Genomic DNA, 22,751 nt, shown 5'->3' on the forward strand with positions numbered 1-22,751 from the left:
CACGTTTCCCCGACCGGCCCCGGTCGTTTGGGGGGACGTGAACCACGTAGCGAAGAGAGCGATGGCAGGCCCGGCCGCAGTGCCGGCCTGGGCAGGACTGCTCGCCGTGCTGGCCGTACTGAGCGGCTGCGCCGGCGTCGGATCGATCTTCAGCGGGAAGGCCCGCCTGCCGCAGGAAGCGATCCTGATCACCCCGAAGGACGGCGCGAAGAACGTCGGCCCGGACGACCGGGTGGAGGTGAAGGTCTCGGACGGGCGGCTGCAGAGCGTCAGGGTGACCCGGATCGAGGACGCGCAGCGCCGGGAGGTGCCGGGCCGGATCGCGGACGACGGCCGGTCCTGGGCGCCCGGCGAGGGGGCGGCCCGGCTCGGGCTCGCCGCCAAGTACAGCGTCGACGCGGTGGCGGTGGACGAGTCCGGGAACCGCGCGGCCCGCCACACCACCTTCACCACGGCGGTGCCCGAACACCGCTTCATCGGCCACTTCAAGCCGGAGAACCGGTCCACGGTCGGCACCGGAATGATCGTCTCGTTCGACTTCAACCGCCCGGTCACCCACCGCGCGGCCGTGCAGAAGGCGATCCGGGTGACGGCCGACCCGCCGGTCGAGGTGGTGGGGCACTGGTTCGGCGCCGACCGCCTCGACTTCCGCCCCGAGAACTACTGGGCCGAGGGCACCAAGGTCACCGTCGTGATGGGGCTGCGGGACGTGGAGGGCGCGCCGCACGTGTACGGCACCCAGGACAAGACGATCACCTTCGTGGTGGGCCGCTCCCAGACGTCCGTGGTCGACGCGGCCGCGCACGTCATGGAGGTGCGCCGCGACGGCAGGCTCGTCTCCACCGTCCCGATCACGGCGGGTTCCCCGGGAACGGCCACGTACAACGGGAAGATGGTGGTCAGTGAGATGTACGACGTGACCCGGATGGACGGCAGCACGGTCGGTTTCGGCGGCGAGTACGACATCGAGGACGTCCCGCACGCCCTCCGGCTCACCGACTCCGGCACCTTCCTGCACGGCAACTACTGGTCGGACGAGGACGTGTTCGGCTCGGACAACGTCAGCCACGGCTGCGTGGGGCTGCTCGACGTGAAGGGCGGCAGCGGCACCACCCCGGCCGGTCAGTTCTTCGACCGGACGCTCATCGGCGACGTGGTCGAGGTCGTCAACTCCAAGGACAAGCAGGTCGCGCCGGACAACGGCCTCGGCGGCTGGAACCTGGACTGGGCCCACTGGAAGGCGGGCTCGGCCCTGCGCTGAACCGGGGCCGGGCCCCGTGCCGAACCGGGGCCCGGCCTCTCCCCGGCCCTCCCCCGGTTCCCTCCCCAGCCCTTCCCCAGACCTCTCCCCGGTCCCTCCCCGGAGCCCTCCTCGACTCCTCCCCGGCCCCCTCGGCCCGAGCCGAGGCCCGGACCCCTTGCCGGGCCCCGTCCCTCACACCACGGTGAACTTGGGACTGAACGGTGACATCCAGGGGGTCATTTCCACATGTCCGGTGTGATTATCTTTCGCTGAGCGTGCATATGCAGCGCGCGGGGGAGGGAGCCTCAGGGCTCCCAGGGCCATGGCGGGGCCAGGCCGTGTGAGGGGAGACGACCACATTGAACGGGCAGCCGATATCGGGGACATCGGCCGGGGCGAACGGCAAGCGGGGCGGGCGAGGAGCCACCGGACTGTCGGCTCTGGCACTGGGGGCGCTGCTGATGCTGGTGACGGCGTGCGGCGGGGGAGGCGGCGCGGGCGGCACGGGCGGCACGGGTGCGGGGAAGGCCGAGGACACCTCGGCCTCGCAGGCCGTGGTGACCGTCACGCCCAAGGACGGCGCAGACTCCGTCGCGACCAACGGGGCGCTCAAGGTCTCGGCCGAGCAGGGGAAGCTGACCACGGTCAAGGTCTCCGACCCCAAGGGCACCGAGGTCGAGGGCAAGATCGCGGCCGACGGCGCGAGCTGGACGCCCGACCAGCACCTGGCCGCGGCGACCAAGTACAAGGTCCACGCCGTCGCCAAGGACTCGAAGGGCCGCGAGTCGGCGAAGGACACCAGCTTCACCACGCTGGTCCCGCAGAACACCTTCATCGGGCAGTACACCCCGGAGGACGGTTCCACGGTCGGCGTCGGGATGCCCGTCTCGATCCACTTCACCCGGGGCATCACCGACCCCGAGGCCGTCGAGAAGGCCATCAAGGTGACGGCCGAGCCGTCCGTGGAGATCGCGGGCCACTGGTTCGGCAACGACCGCCTCGACTTCCGCCCCGAGAACTACTGGGCCGCGGGCACCAAGGTGACCGTGAAGCTCAACCTCGACGGCGTCGAGGGCCGGCCGGGCGTGTACGGCAAGCAGGCCAAGACCATCTCCTTCACCATCGGTCGCAAGCAGGTCAGCACGGTCGACGCGAGCACGCACCGGATGAAGGTCGTCCGCGACGACAGCGAGATCAAGGACATCCCGATCTCCGCGGGCGCCCCGGCCACCACCACGTACAACGGCCAGATGGTCATCAGCGAGAAGCTCAAGGTGACCCGGATGAACGGTGACACCGTCGGCTTCGGCGGCGAGTACGACATCAAGGACGTGCCGCACGCGATGCGCCTGTCCACCTCGGGCACCTTCATCCACGGCAACTACTGGGGCGGCTCAGGCATCTTCGGTTCGACCAACACCAGCCACGGCTGTGTCGGTCTGCAGGACGTGCGCGGCGCCTGGAGCAAGAAGACCCCGGCCGCCTGGTTCTTCGACAACTCGCTCATCGGCGACGTCGTGGTCGTGAAGAACTCGAAGGACAAGACGATCCAGCCGGACAACGGCCTCAACGGCTGGAACATGAGCTGGGCGGAGTGGACCAAGTAGTCCCCCCGTACGCGAGGCCGAGCGGGCCCGGTGCCGTGATCCATGGCACCGGGCCCGCTCGGCCGTTCCCAGCCGGTCTAACCTGCCTCCCATGACAGCGAATCTCGAAGTACTCGACGGCGTCGGCACGATCCGGCTGGACCGTCCGCCCATGAACGCCCTGGACGTCGCCACCCAGGACCGGCTGCGCGAACTCGCCGAGGAGGCGACCCGGCGCGAGGACGTGCGCGCCGTGGTCCTCTACGGGGGCGAGAAGGTGTTCGCGGCGGGCGCGGACATCAAGGAGATGCAGGCGATGGACCACACGGCGATGGTCGTACGGTCCAAGGCGCTCCAGGACTCCTTCACCGCCGTGGCCCGCATCCCCAAGCCCGTCGTGGCCGCCGTCACCGGTTACGCCCTGGGCGGCGGCTGCGAGCTGGCCCTCTGCGCCGACTTCCGGATCGCCGCCGACAACGCCAAGCTGGGCCAGCCGGAGATCCTGCTCGGTCTCATCCCCGGCGCGGGCGGCACCCAGCGCCTCGCCCGGCTGATCGGCCCCTCCAGGGCCAAGGACCTGATCTTCACCGGCCGCCACGTGAGGGCCGAGGAGGCGCTGACGATCGGTCTGGTGGACCGGGTGGTGCCCGCCGCCGAGGTGTACGAGCAGGCATACGCCTGGGCCGCCAAGCTGGCGAAGGGCCCGGCCCTCGCACTGCGCGCCGCCAAGGAATCCGTCGACGCCGGACTGGAGACGGACATCGACACCGGGCTCACGATCGAGCGGAACTGGTTCGCCGGACTGTTCGCCACCGAGGACCGGGAGCGCGGAATGCGCAGCTTCGTGGAAGAGGGTCCGGGCAAGGCCAAGTTCCTCTGACTGAGCGTCAGTTGGGTGCGGGCCGGTGCGGGTTCATCCGTGCGGGCGGATCGGCCGGGTCCCGGGCGCGTCTCGGGACCCGGCTTTCCGGGAAGCCCGGCAACCCCGCTCGGACCCGGCATCAGTGCAGGTCAGCATAGGTGTAGTCGGGTGTTTCATGCCTTTGGCATATGACTCTCGATCACTGCGGAACGTTGTAACCGGGGGTACGGATTCCTCCGGAACGGCCCCGGAGCGTCTCTCCGGAGGTCATGATGGTGTCCATGGCTGGCCTGGAGGGTGTGGAACAGCCGCGACCGCACAGCGGTTCGACGGCGGCGCGGCGGATGCCGACGATCGAGGACGAACAGGCGTTCAAGGCATTGGAGTTGTTCGGGAACCCGACAGAGGACGAGGTCAGGCTTCCTTCGCGCCCGGAGTCCGCGGCCGCCGCGCGCCGGCTCACCTCGTGCGTGATGCTGCGTCAGTGGGTGCTCTCCCCGCAGACCGCCGAGTACGCCGTGCTGCTCGTCTCGGAACTCGTCGGCAACGCCGTACGGCACACCGGCGCCCGGGTCTTCGGGCTGCGGATGCTGCGCCGTCGCGGCTGGATCAGGATCGAGGTGCGCGATCCCTCGCGCGGACTGCCCTGTCTGATGCCGGTCCGGGAGATGGACGTCAGCGGGCGGGGCCTCTTCCTCGTCGACAAGCTCTCCGACCGCTGGGGCGTGGACCTGCTGCCGCGCGGCAAGACCACCTGGTTCGAGATGCGGATCTCCGACCGCTGAGTCCCGGACGCACGGAAGCCCCCGGTCCGCCGTGGTGGGGCGCTTCGGGGGCTTCTGTGTGGGGGCCGTGAAATGGGGGGTGTGTTCACGGCCGCTTGTGACGACCTGGCTCGGGTCGGTGCGGGTCGTGTCACCGACTATGGCAGACGGGCGACCTCTCCGCCAAAGGTGCAAAAAGGGTATTTACCTACTTAACGTAACAACTTGCGGCTGAATCGCAGGTGTGATGAGTCACTTGCCTGTAAAAGCGTGAATATCTATGGGATCTGGCGAATGATTCATTCGCTGCAGCCATATGTCTTCATTGCTGGGTTTGTCACATTTTGTGCCTAGTGTGTCTGCACATGAAAGCCTCCGACCCTCCGGTGCACCGACGCGGCATCCTGCGCGCGGGAGCGGGGACCGCCCTCGGCGGTACCCTCGTCGCCGGATGCTCGGGCCGCGACGGCACCGGCGACACCCCGGCCGGAGCCGGCACCGGTGACGTCCCGGCCGGCACCGGCACCGGTGGCGGGACGAGCCCGAAGAACCCCCGTACCGCCGCCCGGTCCGTTTCCCCGGGCCCCGCGCCGACACCGCGCCGCTTCCCCGGACAGCCGGCGCAGATCGACCACGGCCCCCGCGACCGCGCCCGCGTCGCCCTCACCTTCCACGGCGAGGGCGATCCCGGCATCGCCCGGACCCTGCTCGCCCGGGCCGAACGGGCCGGTGCCAGGGTCACCGTCCTCGCCGTGGGCAGCTGGCTCGACGAACAACCCGACCTGGCCCGCCGCATCCTCGACGGCGGCCACGAACTCGGCAACCACACCCAGCACCACGCCGACATCTCCTCGATGGGCGAGGCCGAGGCGTACGCGGAGATCGACGACTGCGCCCGGCGGCTGCGCCGGCTCACCGGCTCCATCGGCACCTGGTTCCGGCCCTCGCGCGCCCGGTACGCCACCCCGCTCGTCCGGCGGCTGGCCGCACGGGCGGGCTACCCGCATGTCCTCTCGTACGACGTGGACTCCCTCGACTTCACCTCTCCCGGCGCCGCGGCCGTGACCCGCAAGGTGGCCGGGGAGATCCGCAACGGATCGGTGGTGAGCCTGCACTTCGGCTACGCGGACACGGTCGCCGCGCTGCCCCTCCTCCTCGCCGAAATCGACCGCCGCCGACTGCGCGCGGTGACGACCACGGAGCTGTTGACCTGATGCTTCCCTCCACCAAGCACACCGCGACCCTGCTCGGGGGCGTCCTGCTGGCCCTGCTCTCCGGCTGCGGCACACCGGCCGGAAAATCGAACGTCCAGGCCGTCGGCAGTGAGGCCCCCGCACCGCCCACCGCCTCAAGGAGCGTCACACCGCCCGTGTCGCCGGGACTCCCCGGCATGCCCCCGGTGCTCGACGCCAAGGACGTCTACGCGGCCGACCGGGCGGGCCGGCTCTCGCCCGTCGTCAAGAACTTCCCGTCCCGGGTGTACGTCCCCAACACCAACTCCGACACCGTGTCCGTGATCGACCCCGCCACGTACAAGGTCGTCGAGACCATCAAGGTCGGCCGTCAGCCGCAGCACGTCGTCCCGTCCTGGGACCTGAAGACCCTCTGGGTCAACAACGACCTCGGCGACAGCCTCACCGCCATCGACCCGGCCACCGGGAAGACCGGCCGCACGGTGCCCGTCTCAGACCCGTACAACCTCTACTTCACCCCGGACGGCAAATACGCCGTGGTGATGGCCTCGATGGACCGCGAACTGGTCTTCCGCGACGCCCACACCATGAAGACCGTCAGGGCCGTCCCGGTCGACTGCGCGGGCGTCAACCACGCCGACTTCTCCACCGACGGCCGGTACTTCGTCGTCTCCTGCGAGTTCTCCGGCGAACTCCTCAAGGTCGACACCGCGAAGATGAAGATCGTCGGACAGCAGAAGCTGCCGTTCCAGGGCGCGATGCCGCAGGACGTGAAGCTGTCGCCCGACGGCAAGACCTTCTACATCGCGGACATGATCGCCGACGGGATCTGGGTGCTGGACGGGAAGAAGTTCACCACCCCGAAGCTGCTGCGCACCGGCGAGGGCGCCCACGGGCTCTACGTCAGCCGCGACTCCAAGGAGATGTACATCTCCAACCGCGGCGAGGGCTCCATCTCCGTCTTCGACTTCGCGCAGGGCAAACTGGCGAAGAAATGGCGCCTGCCCGGCGGCGGCAGCCCCGACATGGGCGGGGTCTCGGCGGACGGCAAGGTCCTGTGGCTGAGCGGGCGCTACGACGCCGAGGTGTACGCGATCGACACCGCCACCGGCAAGCAGCTCGCCCGCATCCCGGTCGACAGCGGCCCGCACGGCCTCGCCGTCTACCCGCAGCCCGGCCGCTACTCGCTCGGCCACACCGGAGTCTTCCGCTGACGGCCGGGCACCGCCACCGCCGTCCCGCCCGCCCGGTGGTGTCCCCGCCCGGCCCGGACCGCCGCGTCCGGGCCGGACGGCGGGCCGCCCGCGACCGCCGGCCGTCGTGCCCGTTAATCTGACCTCCGTCAGTCAGGCAATCGGTCGGGCAATGACCAGGTATTACGAAGGGCGGAACTGTGGCGGACATCGAGTCGGCGCGCACGGCATTCCAGCGGTTCGATCTCAACGGGGACGGGCTCATCTCGGCCGCCGAGTACAAGAGCGTGATGGCTCAGCTCGGCGACCCCTACGTCACCGAGACGGTGGCCCAGGCCGTCATCAACTCGCACGACGCCAACGGCGACGGGCTGCTCACGTTCGAGGAGTTCTGGGCGGCGCAGAACAAGGGCTGACGGCCCCGGAGGACCCCCGGCCCACGGGCCACGGCTCCACGGGCCGGGGGCCGCCCGCCGCGCCGCCCGTCAGGACCTCTGCCGGTACGGCGCCCAGCCGCGCAGTTCCTCGTCGCGCGGGGCGCGCACCACGGCGGGCGCGCCGGGACCGAAGCCCATCACCGGACGGGTGGCGTCCCAGCCCGGCCAGCCGGGATCGCCGCAGGACGCGAACCGCACCCACGCCGCGTGCATCGCGTCGGCCAGCTCCTGCGGGGCGTCCGCACCGGCCAGGGCGATCGCGTCGGGCCGGTCCAGGGTGTCGAAGACGAAGCCGATCTCCAGCGCGTGACAGGCGCCGAGCCCCAGCACGGGCGACGGCCAGCCGAACTCGTAGACGTGGGTGCTTCCCGGGGCGCCGGTCCGGGCGTCGGCCAGCCGGTTCAGCGGGACCCGCAGCAGCAGATCGGTGGCCAGCGCGCCCAGCAACTCGCCCGGAGCGGCCCCGGGCCGGTTCGCGCGGTAGACGCGCTCCGTGGCAGGCGGCACCTCGAACCTCAGCAGGGCCGACCGCAGCTCGTCCGGGGACAGCCGCTCCGCCAGACCGCTCGGCACGAACCAGAGCCGGTACTCCTCGCTGTTCGAGCCCATCAGCAGATCGACGTCGTCCGCGGCGCCGTCCAGCAACGCTTCGAGCGGATCGCGGGGCAGCAGATCGCCGTCCACCACGATCTGGAACGAATTCCCGCCGGTCAGCGGGGAACCTCCGGCCGTCACCCCGGTCTGGGCGTCGAGCAGACCGGCCGGGTCCACCGCGGCCAGCGCCGCGGCCGTCGCCGGGACCCCGAGCCGCTTCGCGACCAGCTCCGTCGTGCCGCGGGCCTCGTCCGGCCGCAGCGCGGTCGGCGCACCACTCTGCAGGACCGCACGCCGGAACAGGTTCCTCGCCCGTGGGGCGGCCAGCAGGGCGGCGACGGCGACGGCCCCCGCCGATTCGCCGCACACCGTGACGAGGCCCGGATCGCCGCCGAACGCCGCGATGTTGTCCCGCACCCAGGCCAGCGCCGCGAGCTGGTCGAGCAGCCCCCGGTTGGCGGGCGCGTCCGGGAACACCCCGAACCCCTCGACGCCCAGGCGGTAGTTGACCGACACGAGGACCACCCCGTCCCGGGCGAACGCCGCCCCGTCGTACAGCGGCACGGCCGACGAACCGTGCAGCAGCGCACCGCCGTGGATCCAGACGAGGACGGGCAGCCCGGTACGGGCCGGGGAGGGGGTCCACACATTGAGGTTGAGGCAGCCGTCGCCCGGCACCTCGGGATCGGGCAGCAGCCGGTCCAGCGGCGGGGAGTACGGCCGCTTGGGCGCGGTCGGGCCGAACGCCACCGCCTCCCGCACGCCCTTCCAGGGCTCGGGCGGCTCCGGCGCCCGGAAGCGGCGGACGCCCACCGGGGCGGCGGCGTACGGGATGCCGCGGAAGACGCGGACGCCCCGCTCCAGTGTTCCACGCACGGTTCCGTGAACCGTTTCGGCCTGCGGCGACGTCCCGGATGCGGGAGGGGGTGCGGCGGTCATGGGACGGCTTCGGCCCTTCTGCGGTGCGGTGCGATGCGGCGCGGTGCGGTGTGTTGTGGTGCGGTGCGGTGCGGTGTGTTGTGGTGCGGTCGTGGGAAGTACGGTGTACCGCGCTCGACCCGCCGCGGAAGCACACCGCCGCCACCGCGGGCGTGTCACCGTCATCGGCCGCATCGCCGAACCCACCGCCCGTCCCGGCCGGTCGGGCGGGACGGGCGGCGCTCGGTCAGGCGGCGAAGAACTCCGACAGGGAGTCCCGCTCGTCGATCTCCGTCAGGTCGGGACGGGTGTAGCGCTCCGCGCGGGCGTGGTAGTCGAAGTCGCCCCGGACCAGGCCCCGGTAGTCCCGCACACACCGTTCCAGCGCGATCCGGGTGGGGCCCTCGATGCCGGCCGCCGCGATCTCCTCGGTCAGCTCCCGCTCGGCGCGCCGCACCCGTTCCGCTATGTCCGCGAGCTGCTTCCCGGCCTCGTCGACGGACTCCTGGAGCGTCAGTCCGTGCTCGCGCCGGATGAGGCACACCGCGTTGTGCTCGTAGCCGAGCACCGCCTCCTTCTCGAAGGAGCAGATGTCGTTGCACAGTCCCGAGTGATCGGTCACGGCGTTGCGCAGGGCGATGTACGCGGGAAGGCTCCGGGCCGATTCCGGGAGGTCGATCCCGGTGGCGATCTCGTGCAGGTCCAGGAAGGGCTGCATGGCCACCGAGTCCCGGCGGTGCTTCACGAACTCGGCCCTGGTCGGCACCTGTCCGGCGGCCCGCTGCACGGCCTCGGCGTAGTAGGTCCACAGCCAGGCGACCGTGTCCCGTCGGAACTGCCGGATCCAGCCCGCCGAGCGGTCCCGGTACGTCCTGGCCCTGAGCCCGACGAGGGCGTGCTCCATGGCCCCGTGCGGCGGCCCGCCGTCCAGCACGGCCACCAGGCGGTCGATCGCCGCCTCGCACATGCGCGGATCACGTCCGGCGGGCCCGTCGTCGAACTCGTCGTCGACGAGGAAGGCCCAGAAGAGCCACTGGCAGAAAAGATCGAGGTGCTGCTGCGAGACTTTGGGAAAGATGAGGGAGATCCAGAGTTCGGGTCTGGTCCGGATCATCTTCTTCCGCGCCGTGGGGGAGAGTACGAGGCCACTCGATTCGGCCCATTCCCACACGGCCTCCCTGGTCTCCTCGATACCCGGGTTGCATCCGGTGCTCTGGAACGGCATATGAAACGTCGGCAGCGCGATCTGGCTCATTGGTGCCCCTCGTGGAAACGGTACGGATGAACGGTAAGGGCGAATATCCGGCCGAATTCGGAGCCTGCGCCGGATAAGTGTCGCGGGGCCGGGCCGCCCGCCCCGGGCGACCGGGGCCAAAGGCGCACCGTGCGAGACGCAGCAGTCATCCCTGCTCACTCTCCTCTGCCGGGTTTCGGGGCATCGGGGCCGGGCCCGCGGGGCCCGTGGTGGCAATCGCCCTTGGCGCAGGACGGTGGCATCACCATGCGTGACTCCCAGTCAACCCTGTGTGGACGACGGAGGGAAGTCGTTTGTGACCGAAATTGCTTGATAGCCGGAATCCAGTGAACAGCTTTGAGCGGTTCGTGTCTTGCCGGAGCGATCATTCACCGGCCGGACCGGCGCTCGCACAATGGCGCAAAAAGGCATGTCGAAGGGCCCCCGGGACGGGTTCCGTTCCGTCCCGGGGGCCCTTCGCGCGCCGCTCAGGACCTGCCCGGCCGCGCGCCCGGCGTGCTCAGGCGCCCTTCAGATGCCGCATCAGACGCTCGAAGTCCTGCCAGCCCGACAGGTCCGCCGGGTCGCCGGGCAGCGGGTAGTACAGCGCGGGACGGGACGCCGGGCCGAGCTGGACCGGCGGCTCGGACAGCGGGGTGCGCCGGGCGCGGTCGCCGGGCATCTCGCGGACCTCCTCCGCGCCGAGCACGAACGCCACCGGGACGCCCGGTCCCTCGAACCGCGATGGAACGGCCAGGTCGCGGCGGGCCTTGCGGATCTGGACGAGCATCGACTGGAGATGATGACGGGTCGCCAGCACCTCGGCCGCCCGGGGCAGGGCCTCCAACGGCGGCTCCTCGCCGGGGCCGTAGCCGAACGCCAGCGTGACCTCCTCCTCCACCCCGCCCTTCGTACGGCTGACGCGGACCGTGGCCAGACCCGGCCGGTCCGGACCGCCGACCACCACGAACCAGGTCGGCTCGGGCGCCCGCTCGAAGGCGACATCGGTCAGTCGCCGCAGCGACCAGGGCAGGGAGGCGGGCTCCGCGGTGCCCCAGCCGGCCGGCTCCGCGCCCGTCAGCTCCCGCCACACCGACTCCAGGGCCCCGCCCAGCACCAGCCGGTCGTCCGCCGGGTGGACCGTACGGAACGTCAGGGCCAGTTGACGCTCACCGGTGTCCGTGACCTCCCCGTAGGCGGCGGCCACCGGGGTGCGCAGGTCGTGGGGGGTGGCATCGGCCGACTCGACCGGCGCGAACATGCCGTGCTGCCAGCGCAGTACGGCACCGGACAGGCCGTCGTAGTAGCCGTCCTTCTCGTCCTGCACCACCCACCGCGACGGCCAGCCGCTCAGACTGTTGCGCACTGCGGGGGAGAGCATGGCGCCCGGTGAGGTGACGATCTGGATGCCCAGCTCCGCATTGGCCGCGGCCCGGAACGCGTCCGCCAGCCAGGCCGTCATGGCGATCACCGGACGGTCCTGGATGATGACGGCCACCTTGTCGGTGAGGGCGTCGACGGCGGGCTGCGCGGCGGCGGGCGTGGGCACCGCGTGCACGCCCTCGCTCTTCACCACCCCCAGGGAGCGTGCGGCCTCCGGTGGCCAGGCGGAGCCCCCGGCCAGCGTGGCGACCCGGGCCGCGAAGGTCCCCGCGAGCAGTTCGGCCTCCTGGACACCGGTGGTGGCACGGGCCTCCGTCCACCAGTACGGAACCGGGGGCGCGGTCGTCCCGAGCAGCCGCTCCGCCTCGCCCGCGACCTGCACCAGCATCGGCGCCTCGACGGAGACGAGCGGCCGGCCCTCCTCGTCGCAGAGCTGCACGACGGCGTCCTCGCCCGTCGTCCCCACCAGCTTGTCGGGGCCGCCCGAGAGCAGACCGGCGAGCACGGTCAACGGGTCGGGCATGCGCGGGGTGAGGGCGATGACGTCCTTGGTCATGTGGTCGGCCGTTCCTTCTTCGTCCGGGGGGCGGAGGCGCGATGGGGCGGCCCGTCGGTGCGGGACCGCCCCCGGTGCGTCACTCCGCGGTGTACACGGTCTGGATGAGGCGGTTGGGCTGGCCCCTGCGGATGAACACGCCGCGTCCCGGCGGCTGCTGGCTCGCGTACACGCCGGGGAACAGCTGCCCCTCGCTGCGGTCGCCCGCCATCAGGAGCGCCGAGGCCCCCGACTCGCGCAGCCCCAGCATCAGCGGGTCGTACATGCCGCGCGAGGCGCCCGCCACGCGGCGGGTCAGGACGAAGTGCAGCCCGATGTCCACGGCGGACGGGATGTACGGCAGGAACGGGTCGAGGGGCGCCTGGCCCGCCGTGGTCAGCACGTCGTAGTCGTCGACGAGGATCACGATCCGCGGACCGCTGCCCCAGCTGCCGGGCTCCAGGTCCTCGGTGTCCGCCCGGTCGTCCGGCAGCCGCTTCTCCAGCTCGGTGGCGATCCCGGCGGCCAGCCCCGCGCACATCTTGGGGTTGTACGCGTAACCGCCGCGGAACTCCTCGGGGATCGCGCCGCGCAGCCCGCGCCTCGGGTCCATGACGGCGAAGACCAGCTCCTCCTCGCCGTAGCGCTCGATGAGGCCGCGGGCGACGGTCTTCAGCAGGTTCGTCTTGCCGCACTCGCTGTCGCCCAGGACCAGCAGGTGCTGGTCGTGGTGGAACAGGTCGAGCAGGGCGGGCGCGAGCGCCGTCTGGTCCAGGCCGATCGGCACCCGCTTGGGCTCGGCGACCGGCCCCGGCAGCAGGTGCGGCTCCAGGACGTGCGGCAGGATCCGCACCGGCTGGGCGACCTCGCCGCTCCAGGTGGCGCGGATCGTGCGGGCGGTGTGCTCCAGGACGGCGCCCAGGTCCGAGGCGTCCGCCAGACCGTCCGTACGGGGCAGCGCCACCTGCGCGAAGAGCTTGCCGTCGGTGAGGATGCGGCCCGGCTCGTCGGGGGACAGGGTCTGGGCGAGCTTGCGGTCGATGCTCGACTCGCTGGGGTCGTTCAGCCGCAGCTCGACCCGGGTGCCGAAGTTCGACTGGGTGGCGATGCGCACGTCGTTCCAGCGGAGCATGCCCGCGACCACGTGGATGCCGTAGCCGCCACCGCGCTTGAGGATGTCGACGACGGCGTCGTCCAGTTCGTCGAAGTCGTCGCGCAGCGCGCCGAAGCCGTCGATGATCAGCACGATCTCGGCCGAGGCCAACTGGGGCAGCCGGCCCGCCGCGTGCAGGGAGCGCAGCTGCTCCACGGAGTCGATGTTGTACTCGCGGAAGAGCTCCTCGCGGACCGCGAGCATGCCCCGCACCTCCTCGACGGTGCGGCCCGCGCGCTCCCGGTCCGCACGGCCGGCGACCCCGCCGACGTGCGGCAGCCCGGACACCGCCTGGAGCCCGCCGCCGACCAGGTCGAGGCCGTAGACGCCGACCTCCTGCGGGGTGTGGGTGAGCGCGAGCGAAAGGGCGAGCGTGCGCAGCAGCGTGGTCTTGCCGGACTGCGGCCCCCCGATGATCGCGACGTGCCCGCCCGCCACCGTCAGGTCCAGGTACCACTGGCCCTGCCACTGCTTCGTCGGGTCGTCGAGCAGACCGAGCGGCACCTGCAACGGGCCCTTGCGCCCGGCCAGTTGCATTCCGCGCGGGCCCACGTCCAGCGGCCCGGCGACCTTGTCCAGGGCGATGGCGCCGGGCAGTGGCGGCAGCCAGATGCGGCGCACCGGACCGGCCGCCTCCCGCAGCTGGTCGACGATGACGCCCATCTCGGTCGGCCCGGTCTCCCGGCGCCGCACCTTCGGCTCCTCGGCCGCGGTCTCCGGCTCGGCCAGGGTGTTGAACGCCTCGTACTCCAGGGCCAGCGGCCCGGCGTCCTGCTCATCGTCCCGCTGCACGGGGCCCCGGTACGCGCCCGAGACGTAGCTCGCCTTGAAGCGTTCGTAGTGGCTGGTGTCCACCTTGAGGTAGCCGAAGCCGGGCAGCGGCGGCAGGTGGAAGGCGTCCGTGGTGTCCAGGACGGTGCGGGACTCGTCGGCGGAGAAGGTGCGCAGCCCGAGCCGGTACGAGAGGTAGGTGTCCAGGCCCTTCAGCTTGCCGCCCTCGATGCGCTGGCTGGACAGCAGCAGGTGCACACCGATGGAGCGGCCGATGCGGCCGATGGAGAGGAAAAGGTCGATGAAGTCCGGCTTCGCGGTGAGCAGTTCACCGAACTCGTCGATCACCACGAACAGGTGCGGCAGCGGGTCCAGGTCGGGCCGCCGGTCCGCGCGCAGCGCCGCGTAGTCACCGATGTCGGCGACGTTGCCCGCGTCCTTGAGCACCTGCTGGCGGCGCTTGACCTCACCGGCGAGCGAGGCGTGCACCCGCTCGACGAGACCCGCCTGGTTCTCCAGGTTGGTGATGACACCGGCCACGTGCGGCAGCTCCGCGAACGGGGCGAAGGTCGCGCCGCCCTTGTAGTCGACGAGGACCAGGGCGAGGTCCTCCGGCGGGTGCGTGGCCACCAGGGCGAGGACCAGGGTGCGCAGCAGCTCCGACTTGCCGGAACCGGTGGCGCCGACGCACAGCCCGTGCGGGCCCATGCCCAGCTCGGAGGACTCCTTCAGGTCCAGGAGCACCGGTTGGTGGGAGTCGCTGATGCCGATCGGCACGCGCAGGAAGGCACGTTCGCCGCGCGGCGCCCACAGGTACGACAGGTCGAGCTGCGCCACGTCGTCGATGCCGAGCAGATCGGCGAAGTCGACGGGGCCGGACAGCGGGGCGTCCACCAGCGACTCGGCGGACAGCCGCATCGGCGCCAGCATCCGGGCCAGGCCCTCCGCGAACGGGATGCCGACCTCGTCCACGATGCCGTGGGCGCTGATCGGCTCCTGCTCGCGCAGGTCCTCGATGACCACCCCGTCGCCGTCGACGGTGATCCGGACACTGACGTGCCCCGGCTCCTGGACCCGCTGTTCGAGCAGGTGCAGCACGCTGACGCCCATCTCGCGCAGCCCGACCGCGTCGTCGGGGCGCGGCAGGTCGACGGCGTCCTCGCCGTGCCCGTCGGTGACGACGAGCAGCCGGGATGTCATGGACAGCGCGTCCTTGCCGGACAGACCGCGCCGCACCTCGGCCGCGTACGAGGCACGACGGCGCAGCTCCGGGCCGATCTGGCGGGCGAGCTGGGGCGCGGACGGGGCGATCCGGCGGGCGGCGACCGGGCCGTCGAACTGCTCGGGGTCGAGCAGGTGCGGCATCCACTTGGCCCACTCCCAGTCCGCCAGCCGGTCACCGGGCACGGCGAGCGCCATCGCCACGTCGTCGGGGGCGTGGGTGGCGGCGGTCTGGACGAGCAGGGCGCGCGCGACGCGCAGACAGTCCTCGCGGGGGCCGATGACGCTGATGTTGCCGACCCGGTCGAGCGGGACGGTGAGCGGGAGTTCGGTGCCGGTACGGAAGCGGTCCATCAGCGCCGACGCCTCGTTGAGCATGAAGGTGTCGGGCGGCGAGAGCACCGAGGAGCCCTGCTGGGCGACCTTCAGGTCACGCACCGGCATCTCGCCCGTGCCGACGCGCACCCGCAGGAAGTCGCCGTCGAGCCGGCGGCGCTCCCAGAGCCGGGCCGGGTCGCGGACTATGTCGTACAGGGCGTGCGGCGGCGGGTTGAGCACATCGGCCCGCTCCGCCCGCTCGCGCTCCTCGACGGACAACTCCTCGCGCAGGTCCTCCAGATAGGCGAGGTAGGCCTCGCGCTGGGTGCGACGGGTGCGCTGGGCCTTGCCGCGCTGCGAGAAGACGAGCGCGACGGAGCCGATGACGGTGACGACGAGGATGATCGCCCCGAGCCCGGCGAACTGGCTGTTGCGCACGACCGTCATCATCACGACGGAGGACATCACACCGGCGACGGGCAACAACGACATCGCGATGTTGCCCGACTTGCCCTCGGGCAGGTTCGGCGGCGCCTCGATGGTGCGCGCCTCGGAGGCGGCCGGCGGCCGGGTGGTCCTGGCCGGGCGGTGGATCAGTCGGGTACTCATCGTCGTCCGTCACTCGGGGTCGGGCTCGGCATCGGCATCGGGGGAACGGTGGTGCTGCCGATCGGTGAAGTGATCAGTGCTGCTGCTGGGAGAGCCGGAACACGTCCGCGGCGAGCCGGGTGGCGGCCTCCCTGGTCGCGTGCGCCAGGAGTTCGGTGCGGATCTCGCCACCGGCCGCCAGGTGCCGGTCGTACGGCAGGACCCGGACGCTCGCCCCGGTGGCCTCCAGCTTCTTCGTCGCCTCGTCGAGGTCGAGCCCGGGGTGCGGCACCAGTTCGCTGAGCACGACGACCGTGCCGGCGATCACCTGCCGGGGCAGCGACTGCATCCACTGGAGCACCGCGTACGTGCTGGTGATGCCCTCCAGCGTGGCGGGAGCGGCCAGCACCCGGGCCTGGGCGGCGGAGAGCGCGACCCGGGCGACCTCGGCGGGCAGCGTCTCGCAGTCCACGACGGTGACGCCGAAGTAACGGCGCAGCGACACCATGACCCGCTCGTACGCCCTGCTGTCCAGCATCGCGCCGATCTGGCCCTGACTGCCGGGCAGCAGCCAGGCGTTGCCGGGGAGCTGGACGAGGTAGCCGGTGATGTCGAGCAGCGACATCTGCGGCTCGATGATGCCCGCCAGGTCACCGGTGGTCCAGCGCAGCGTCTCGGCGCCGAGCCGCAGCGGCAGCGAACCGAGCGCCGGGTCGGCCTCGACGAGCAGGACCGGATCCTGGCGGTAGTGCGCGAAGGTGGTGCCGAGCAGCGCGGCGACGGTGGACTTGCCCGCGCCGCCCCGGATGGAGGTGACGGCGATCTGCCGGCCGGTGGTCACGGGCTGCTGGAGCGTCTCGGCGGTGGCGGTGGTCCTGGCCACCTCGCGCGCGGCCGACGAGGACACGCTCACCCGCAGGGCCCGCGCGGCCCGCGCCGCGAACGGCTCCCCGCGCCGGGCCTTGAGCCCGACCGCGGCCAGGCTCCGGTCCACGACGGGCCGGGAGTCGGGGGTCTGGTGGGAACGGCTGCCCGGTGTGTACGCGGCGGACTGCGCCGGGGCCTGAGGGCGGCCCTGCTGCGGCTGCCCGACGGCCTGCGCGGCCACCGCCTGCTGCTGTCCCTGATACTCGGGGTGCGCGGCGGCCTGCTGCTGTCCCTGGTATCCGGCGTGCTGCTGGGGCTGGTGCGCCTGCTGTTGTTCCTGGTATCCGGCGTACGCGGCGGCCTGCTGCTGTTCCTGGTACCCGGCCTGCTGCTGGGGCTGATGTGCCTGCTGTCCCTGGTATCCGGCGTGCTGCTGGGGCTGGTGCGCCTGCTGTTGCTCCTGGTATCCGGCGTACGCGGCGGCCTGCTGCTGTTCCTGGTACCCGGCCTGCTGCTGGGGCGTCCCGTACGCCTGCCCGGCACCGGCGGCCGGGGCGTTCTGCCCGGGAACGCCGTGACCGGACGCGGGGGCGTACGCCTGACCGCCCTGGCCGTACGCCTGGTCCTGCGCGGGGGCGTTGTACACCTGGTCCTGGGGGGCGGCGCCGTACGCCTGGCCCTGCGCGGGGGTACCGTGCGCCTGGTCCTGGGGGGCGGCGCCGTACGCAGACTGTCCCTGGACCTGGCCCTGCACGGGAGTGCCGTACGCCTGCTGCCCCTGGACCTGGCCCTGCGCGGGGGTGCCGTATCCCTGGCCGCCGGGGTCCTGCGCGCCCTCCCGGGCGGGGCCGCCGCTCCTCATGGCGCGCAGCACATCTCCCTGCCAGTTGTCTTCGTTCGGCATGTCTGCCCTTCTTTTTCGCCCTGCTGCCCCGCCGGGAGCACCTGCGAGTCGACTCAGAACTTGTTGAGCAGCTGTCCGTACACGCCGAACACACCGACGGCGAGCGGGAACAGCCCCACCACACCGATGGATTCGACCAGATCGGCCATGCGCCGCAGCCGGACCTGAACGTGCTCGGGCGGCTGCACCGCCAGGACGAGCAGCGGCAGCACCGCGGCCACGCACAGCAGGGCGAGCGGCCCGGCGCCCCCGGCGTGCTGCATCCACAGCATGACGAGACGCACGACCAGGACCGCCGCGGCGGCGAAGAGCGCCACGACCTCGGCGACCAGCGGGAAGGCCCGCGCCCGCGAGAGCAGCACGAGGGCCACCAGCGAGGGGAGCGCCACCGTCCACACGGACGGCTTGTCGGCCAGGGTGAGCAGCCAGCCGCCGGCCGCTGCGGAGACCGCCGTGACCACGGTCGCCAGAGCGAGACCGCGGTGGGTGGCCGCCAGCGCGTTGCCCACCTGGTGCCGGCTGACGGAGGTGCCGCCGGAGCGGCGGTCGTCGAGCGCGGTGAGCCCGGACGCCGCCAGCGCGAGCCGGGGGAGCAGACCGAGCAGTACGACGGAGAAGACGGCCATCACCGCGCCGAGCCGGGCCAGATCGTCCTGGACGGCGGCGACGGCCTCCCACACCACGGTGATCACGGCGGTGGCGGCGGCCCCGATGAGCCCGCCGCGGCCGAGCGGCGAGAAGTAGCCGAGGAGCACCAGCGTCAGGGCCAGCGCCCCGGCGACGGCGGCCAGCCGCGCCGTGCCCGCCCAGTCGTAGGCGTCCGCGGCGGTCCAGGCGGTGAGGATGCCGAGGCTGCCGGAGGCGAGCAGGAGCGCGGTCGCCAGCCCCCGGTTCCCCCGGCCGATCTTCGCGATGAGCGCACCGGCCGCCAGCAGTACGAGCGTGGCGACCGCGAGGACGCTGCTCAGGGCGTCCAGGGCGAACTCGCGGCGGGCGAGCAGCGCGGCGACCACCGCGAAGGTCACGGAGGCCACGCCCGCACTCGTCCGACGAGCGGAGGGGCGCCAGCGCCAGGTCTGCAGATCGAGGTCGTCGGCCACCAGATCGGTGACGTCGTGCACCACCGGGGCGGGGGGTGCGGAGTGGGCCCGGACGAGCCGGAGCACGGCACCGTCCGCGATCCCCGCCGAGGACAGCGTGCTGTCGTGCGGCAGCGCGGAACCGTCCGAAGTGATCAACTGCCGAGTCATCGGGCGTGCCGCAGCCCGGTCGTCCAGCAACTGCAGAATGTCCGGCAGCAGCTGCCCGATCGGAGTATCGGACGGCAGGACGATATCGGCCCGGCGTCGCTCACCGACCAGGGTCACCCGGCTGAGCTGCGCTCGGGAAGTCGTTGCTGTGCTCACCACTTGACGGGAACCTATCATCGCGACGTTTGAGGAGTCGGGCAGCTTGGCGTGCCCATGCTACTAGCGCCTTCTCCGTCCCCTTTTGCGGGGAACTCTTTATCTATTTTCCGGAATTAGCGATTCACTGGGGATTCTTCGTCGATTCCCCGGTTTTATCCGGTTGCGCCGTTTTCGTCGGCTGCTGGTACTGCTGTTCCTGGCGCTGCTGTTTCTGCTGCTCGGCCTTCTGTTTCTCCATCATGTTCTGGATGAAGGACCATCCCACGCACCCCGCGCACAGCACGGCGGTGATGGCGATTCCCGCGAACACCTTCCCGAGCCGCTCGTCGGCCGTGCGCCGTGCCCGCTGCGCGCCGAACAGCAGCGCGTCCCGCATCCTGCGCCGGCGGACCGCCACCGACTCCAGGAGCTGGCTGTCGTAATCCCGTGCCATTCGTCTCGTCGTCCGTTGTCTCAGTCGTACGTTGCGTCGGTCATACGTCGCGTCGGTCGTACGTCGCGTCGGTCCCGGTCGCCCGGCCGACGGCGCACCATACGGGAATCCCCCTGATTAACTCCTGAAACATAGAGCATGCGCGATCGGCCGGTACAACCCGGGTCGGAGCACGAGCGATTACCGCGAACAGGCATTCCGTACGTGTCGGGAACCATCATGCGAGCCGTCGGCCACCGCCTCGTACCAGGCGCACAACGACTCGGCCACGGCGTCGAGAAGGCCGTCCCCCGCCGCCCGTGCGATCGTCCCGTCGCAGAACCGTTCCCCGCGCACCACGGCCGTGGCCGCGCGCACCGCGTCGGCCGGACTCAGCCAGCCGTCGCCGGGCGCGACCGGCGGCGGATTGTCCTGCCACAGGTAGGCGGGCGTCACCGCGCCGACGGCGGACAGCGCGCCCACCAGCCGCCGGAGCCGCTCGCCGTACAGCGGATACCTCATCCGCCGGGTGCCGTCGGGCTGCTTCCCGCCCTCGGACCACCGCACGTCGCGGTCCTCGTCCGTGAGCGCGGCGTACGCCTCCCGCAACTCGCGCCACGCGTCGGCGTTCTCACGGTCGAGCCGCTCCAGCAGACGCCGGTCGTCGGCCCCGGTCACGACACGGGCCAGCTCCTTCAGGGCCTCCAGCGAGGAGGCCGTGGCCAGGGAGCCCGGCACGATCCGGCCGACGGGACCCGGTGCGGAACCGCCGGCCAGCTCGGCGAGAGCGGCCGTGGGCACGAGCCCGCGCGCCCTGGCCTCGTCCAGCTTCCGGGACCACCCGACCCCTTCGCCGACCGAGGCCGCGTCACCGGCCGGACGCAGACACCATCCGGCCGCGTCGTCCTCGTCGTTCGCCCACAGATAGCCCATGGCCTCGCCCCGGGCATCGGCGACGGTGAGGTGGTGGACCGGCCTGTCGGTCGTGCTGCGGTAACGGGGTGCGCCCGATTCACGCGTCATGGTCAGCTCGCGTCGGCGAGGCTCCTGACCGCATCGGCGTTCGGCGCCTCGGTCAGGGAGCCGGGCACGACGTGACTGCTCTTCGCGGGATCCGACTCCTTGATCATCTCTGCCAGGGCCGCTGTCGGAGCCAGCCCCCGGGCCTTCGCGTCGTGGAGCTTCCGGGCCCACCTGGCACCCTTGTTGAACGCCTCGTCGCCACCCGCCTTGCGGACCAGCCACCCAGCGGCGTCGTCCTCGTCGTTCGCCCACACGTAGCCGATCACCTCACCGGCCCTGTCCGCCACCGTCAGGTACTGGACAGGGCCACGGGACCCGGAGCCGTAGCGCGGCGGCCCCCCGGGCGCCGCGTTGAACATCAGATCCTCGTTCAGTCGCGGATTGGGCCGCTGCTCGCTGCTCATCAGTGCGCCACTCCCTTGTTCGGCGGCAGGACTTCGCCGTAGACCTGGACCTGGCCATTCTCCATAAAGACGCGGGTCACCTTGAACTCGGAACCGCGGGCCAGGAGCAGCTCCCGCTCCGACACGTCGAACTTGGAGACCTTCTCCAGCCACAGGGCGGGCGTTCCCTTCGGCACGCGAAGGTGCAGGATCGCCTCCTTGCCGGCGAAGCCGGACACCGGGTGGTTGCCGAGGGACGTGGAAGTGTAGCCCTTGTCCGGGTACGTCTGGCCCAGCATGTCGAGCGGGGAGTCCAGCTTGAGGTGGCCCAGACCGGTACCCCGGACGACCATGATGTCGTCGGGCACCGGACGCGTCGACATGACCCGGTCCATCTCGGCGATGTCGTGCAGCACCTCGGGCTTCGGCCCGTACCCCGGAGTGCCGCGCAGATGGCCGTTCATGTCGTGGTACGACGGGAACGTCTCGCCGGTGTAGTCCCAGAGGGCCTGCTTCGCGGACGGGTCCAGATTGTCCACGTAGTCGTTCCAGTAGTCCCGGCCGTACTCGATCGCCGCCAAGTCGTCGGCGAACGGAACCGTCCCCTCGGTGAGCTCGGCCGCGGCGACCCGGTGCTTCTCGGCCGTCGTGAGGTCGTCGAAGTCGTCGGCCGACATGTGCGGCTTGTACGTGAAGTCGCTCCCCGAACCGCCGCTGCCCGCCCCGTCCGGGTCGTGGTGGCCGGGCGGCGTGCCGTCGTCGGCGCCGTGCGCGAGGTCGTCGGCGGTGCCGTGCGGGTCGAAGTGGTTGCCCGGGTTGCCGTGGTCACCCGTGTGCGCCGCGTCGTCGGTGTGGCCGACCGCGTCGTCCGTGTGCCCGCCGTACGGGTTGTCGTGCCCACCGTTGTGCGGGCCGTCGTTGTGCGGGCCGTTGGGGCCGTCGTGGGACGGGGTGTGCGGGGTGTCCGGTGCGTGTGGGGTGCTGCCGGGCAGGTCGTGGCCGGGGGCGTGGAACCCGTTGGGCGGCAGGTTGTGCCCCGGAGCGGTGGGGAAGTGGTCGGTGGGAACGTGGCTGCTGACAGCGGGGACGTGGTTGCCGCCCGGGACGTGGTTCCCCGGCCCGTACGACACGTTGTCGAAACCGCCGCCGGGCGGGTACGACGGCATGTCGGGGATGCCGTTCCCCGTATGCACGCCCGCCGGTACCGGCTGCTGGATCTGCCAGGACTTCGGCAGGCCCGAGGTGCCGGGGACCGTGTCGTGCGGGATCGGAGTCGTGTCGACCACGCCGTTCGGGGCGACCAGGTTCCCGTTGGGATCCAGGAGGCGGCCATCGGGCAACTGCACCGAACCGTCGGGGAGTTTGGGGATGTCGATGGTGCCGATGCCCTTGAGGCCCTTGGTGATGTCGCCGATCTTGGAGAGGCCGGTGCCGGCGCCCTTGGCGATGTAGGTCATCGGGTCGATGAACTTGCCGGTCTTGCCGGCGACGGAGAGGACCTTGGCGACGGCGCCGGCCTTGCCGGCTCCGGCGGCTGCGCCGCCGGCGCCGCCGGTGAAGACGGTGGTCAGGACGTTGAAGGTGACCGCTCCGGCGGCGCGTGCGGGGTTCTTGCCCCATTCGTCCCAGGCGACCAGGGCCTTGCCGGTCTCCTTCATCGCGGTGCGTGAGTCGCGCAGCCAGGAGGGGAGCTTGTCGTCGGGCAGGGTCCAGAACAGGGCTCCGGCGCCGGGGAGGGCGGAGATGACCAGGCCGGTGGC

The 22,751-nt window shown here is 71.6% G+C and carries 17 protein-coding genes; 7 read left to right on the forward strand and 10 right to left on the reverse strand.

The window, feature by feature from the left end; genetic code table 11:
- Positions 1 to 37: 37 nt before the first annotated feature.
- The 7 genes from ACWCXX_RS18495 (at position 38) to ACWCXX_RS18525 (ending at position 7,257) form a co-directional block, all read left to right on the forward strand.
- Positions 38 to 1,261: a L,D-transpeptidase gene (locus tag ACWCXX_RS18495; RefSeq protein WP_451128417.1), complete on the forward strand. Its 1,224-nt coding sequence runs from the start codon at positions 38 to 40 to the stop codon at positions 1,259 to 1,261.
- A gap of 341 nt (positions 1,262 to 1,602) precedes the next feature.
- Positions 1,603 to 2,850 (forward strand): L,D-transpeptidase, encoded by a 1,248-nt coding sequence (locus ACWCXX_RS18500; protein ID WP_451128419.1) that lies wholly within the window; start codon positions 1,603 to 1,605, stop codon positions 2,848 to 2,850.
- A gap of 91 nt (positions 2,851 to 2,941) precedes the next feature.
- Complete coding sequence (locus ACWCXX_RS18505) at positions 2,942 to 3,709, forward strand: enoyl-CoA hydratase/isomerase family protein (RefSeq protein ID WP_451128421.1); 768 nt, start codon at positions 2,942 to 2,944, stop codon at positions 3,707 to 3,709.
- 251 nt (positions 3,710 to 3,960) lie between these two features.
- Complete coding sequence (locus ACWCXX_RS18510; RefSeq protein WP_451128423.1) at positions 3,961 to 4,476, forward strand: ATP-binding protein; 516 nt, start codon at positions 3,961 to 3,963, stop codon at positions 4,474 to 4,476.
- A 344-nt stretch (positions 4,477 to 4,820) separates the two neighbouring features.
- Positions 4,821 to 5,669, forward strand: coding sequence for a polysaccharide deacetylase family protein (locus ACWCXX_RS18515; protein ID WP_451128425.1), 849 nt, complete (start codon positions 4,821 to 4,823; stop codon positions 5,667 to 5,669).
- Entirely contained in the window at positions 5,669 to 6,862 is a 1,194-nt protein-coding gene (locus ACWCXX_RS18520) for a YVTN family beta-propeller repeat protein (RefSeq protein WP_451128427.1), read from the forward strand. Before ACWCXX_RS18515 ends, ACWCXX_RS18520 begins: the two co-directional genes overlap by 1 nt.
- 179 nt (positions 6,863 to 7,041) lie before the next feature.
- Positions 7,042 to 7,257, forward strand: coding sequence for an EF-hand domain-containing protein (locus ACWCXX_RS18525; protein WP_451128429.1), 216 nt, complete (start codon positions 7,042 to 7,044; stop codon positions 7,255 to 7,257).
- Between the two features lie 69 nt (positions 7,258 to 7,326).
- Here the strand turns inward: ACWCXX_RS18525 and ACWCXX_RS18530 are convergent, their stop codons facing one another.
- From ACWCXX_RS18530 to ACWCXX_RS18575, 10 genes are all read right to left on the reverse strand, one after another.
- Positions 7,327 to 8,811, reverse strand: a complete 1,485-nt coding sequence (locus ACWCXX_RS18530; protein WP_451128431.1) for a carboxylesterase/lipase family protein — start codon at positions 8,809 to 8,811, stop codon at positions 7,327 to 7,329.
- A gap of 226 nt (positions 8,812 to 9,037) precedes the next feature.
- Complete coding sequence (locus ACWCXX_RS18535; protein WP_451128433.1) at positions 9,038 to 10,045, reverse strand: terpene synthase family protein; 1,008 nt, start codon at positions 10,043 to 10,045, stop codon at positions 9,038 to 9,040.
- A gap of 499 nt (positions 10,046 to 10,544) precedes the next feature.
- Positions 10,545 to 11,963: a DUF6177 family protein gene (locus ACWCXX_RS18540; RefSeq protein WP_451128435.1), complete on the reverse strand. Its 1,419-nt coding sequence runs from the start codon at positions 11,961 to 11,963 to the stop codon at positions 10,545 to 10,547.
- A 79-nt stretch (positions 11,964 to 12,042) separates the two neighbouring features.
- On the reverse strand, positions 12,043 to 16,014 hold the full coding sequence (gene eccCa, locus ACWCXX_RS18545) for a type VII secretion protein EccCa (protein ID WP_451128437.1): 3,972 nt from the start codon (positions 16,012 to 16,014) through the stop codon (positions 12,043 to 12,045).
- 73 nt (positions 16,015 to 16,087) lie between these two features.
- Positions 16,088 to 17,764: a MinD/ParA family ATP-binding protein gene (locus tag ACWCXX_RS18550; protein ID WP_451128439.1), complete on the reverse strand. Its 1,677-nt coding sequence runs from the start codon at positions 17,762 to 17,764 to the stop codon at positions 16,088 to 16,090.
- 53 nt (positions 17,765 to 17,817) lie between these two features.
- On the reverse strand, positions 17,818 to 19,191 hold the full coding sequence (eccD, locus tag ACWCXX_RS18555) for a type VII secretion integral membrane protein EccD (RefSeq protein ID WP_451128441.1): 1,374 nt from the start codon (positions 19,189 to 19,191) through the stop codon (positions 17,818 to 17,820).
- Positions 19,192 to 19,294: 103 nt separating this feature from the next.
- Positions 19,295 to 19,606, reverse strand: a complete 312-nt coding sequence (locus tag ACWCXX_RS18560) for a hypothetical protein (protein ID WP_148839336.1) — start codon at positions 19,604 to 19,606, stop codon at positions 19,295 to 19,297.
- Between the two features lie 180 nt (positions 19,607 to 19,786).
- Positions 19,787 to 20,608, reverse strand: coding sequence for a DUF6508 domain-containing protein (locus tag ACWCXX_RS18565; RefSeq protein ID WP_451128443.1), 822 nt, complete (start codon positions 20,606 to 20,608; stop codon positions 19,787 to 19,789).
- 2 nt (positions 20,609 to 20,610) lie between these two features.
- Positions 20,611 to 21,012, reverse strand: coding sequence for a hypothetical protein (locus tag ACWCXX_RS18570; protein ID WP_451128445.1), 402 nt, complete (start codon positions 21,010 to 21,012; stop codon positions 20,611 to 20,613).
- Positions 21,012 to 22,751: ADP-ribosyltransferase (locus ACWCXX_RS18575; protein WP_451128447.1), on the reverse strand; the 1,740-nt coding region annotated here is incomplete at its 5' end. The genes ACWCXX_RS18575 and ACWCXX_RS18570, both read right to left, overlap by 1 nt.

This window comes from Streptomyces sp. NPDC001732, from assembly GCF_053596315.1.

Coding starts and splice junctions, on each gene's coding strand:
- ACWCXX_RS18505 (WP_451128421.1), top strand. CDS start 2,942: ATGACAGCGAATCTCGAAGTACTCGACGGCGTCGGCACGATCCGGCTG.
- ACWCXX_RS18510 (WP_451128423.1), top strand. CDS start 3,961: ATGATGGTGTCCATGGCTGGCCTGGAGGGTGTGGAACAGCCGCGACCG.
- ACWCXX_RS18515 (WP_451128425.1), top strand. CDS start 4,821: ATGAAAGCCTCCGACCCTCCGGTGCACCGACGCGGCATCCTGCGCGCG.
- ACWCXX_RS18520 (WP_451128427.1), top strand. CDS start 5,669: ATGCTTCCCTCCACCAAGCACACCGCGACCCTGCTCGGGGGCGTCCTG.
- ACWCXX_RS18530 (WP_451128431.1), bottom strand. CDS start 8,811: ATGACCGCCGCACCCCCTCCCGCATCCGGGACGTCGCCGCAGGCCGAA.
- ACWCXX_RS18535 (WP_451128433.1), bottom strand. CDS start 10,045: ATGAGCCAGATCGCGCTGCCGACGTTTCATATGCCGTTCCAGAGCACC.
- ACWCXX_RS18540 (WP_451128435.1), bottom strand. CDS start 11,963: ATGACCAAGGACGTCATCGCCCTCACCCCGCGCATGCCCGACCCGTTG.
- eccCa (WP_451128437.1), bottom strand. CDS start 16,014: ATGAGTACCCGACTGATCCACCGCCCGGCCAGGACCACCCGGCCGCCG.
- ACWCXX_RS18550 (WP_451128439.1), bottom strand. CDS start 17,764: ATGCCGAACGAAGACAACTGGCAGGGAGATGTGCTGCGCGCCATGAGG.
- eccD (WP_451128441.1), bottom strand. CDS start 19,191: ATGATAGGTTCCCGTCAAGTGGTGAGCACAGCAACGACTTCCCGAGCG.
- ACWCXX_RS18560 (WP_148839336.1), bottom strand. CDS start 19,606: ATGGCACGGGATTACGACAGCCAGCTCCTGGAGTCGGTGGCGGTCCGC.
- ACWCXX_RS18565 (WP_451128443.1), bottom strand. CDS start 20,608: ATGACGCGTGAATCGGGCGCACCCCGTTACCGCAGCACGACCGACAGG.
- ACWCXX_RS18570 (WP_451128445.1), bottom strand. CDS start 21,012: ATGAGCAGCGAGCAGCGGCCCAATCCGCGACTGAACGAGGATCTGATG.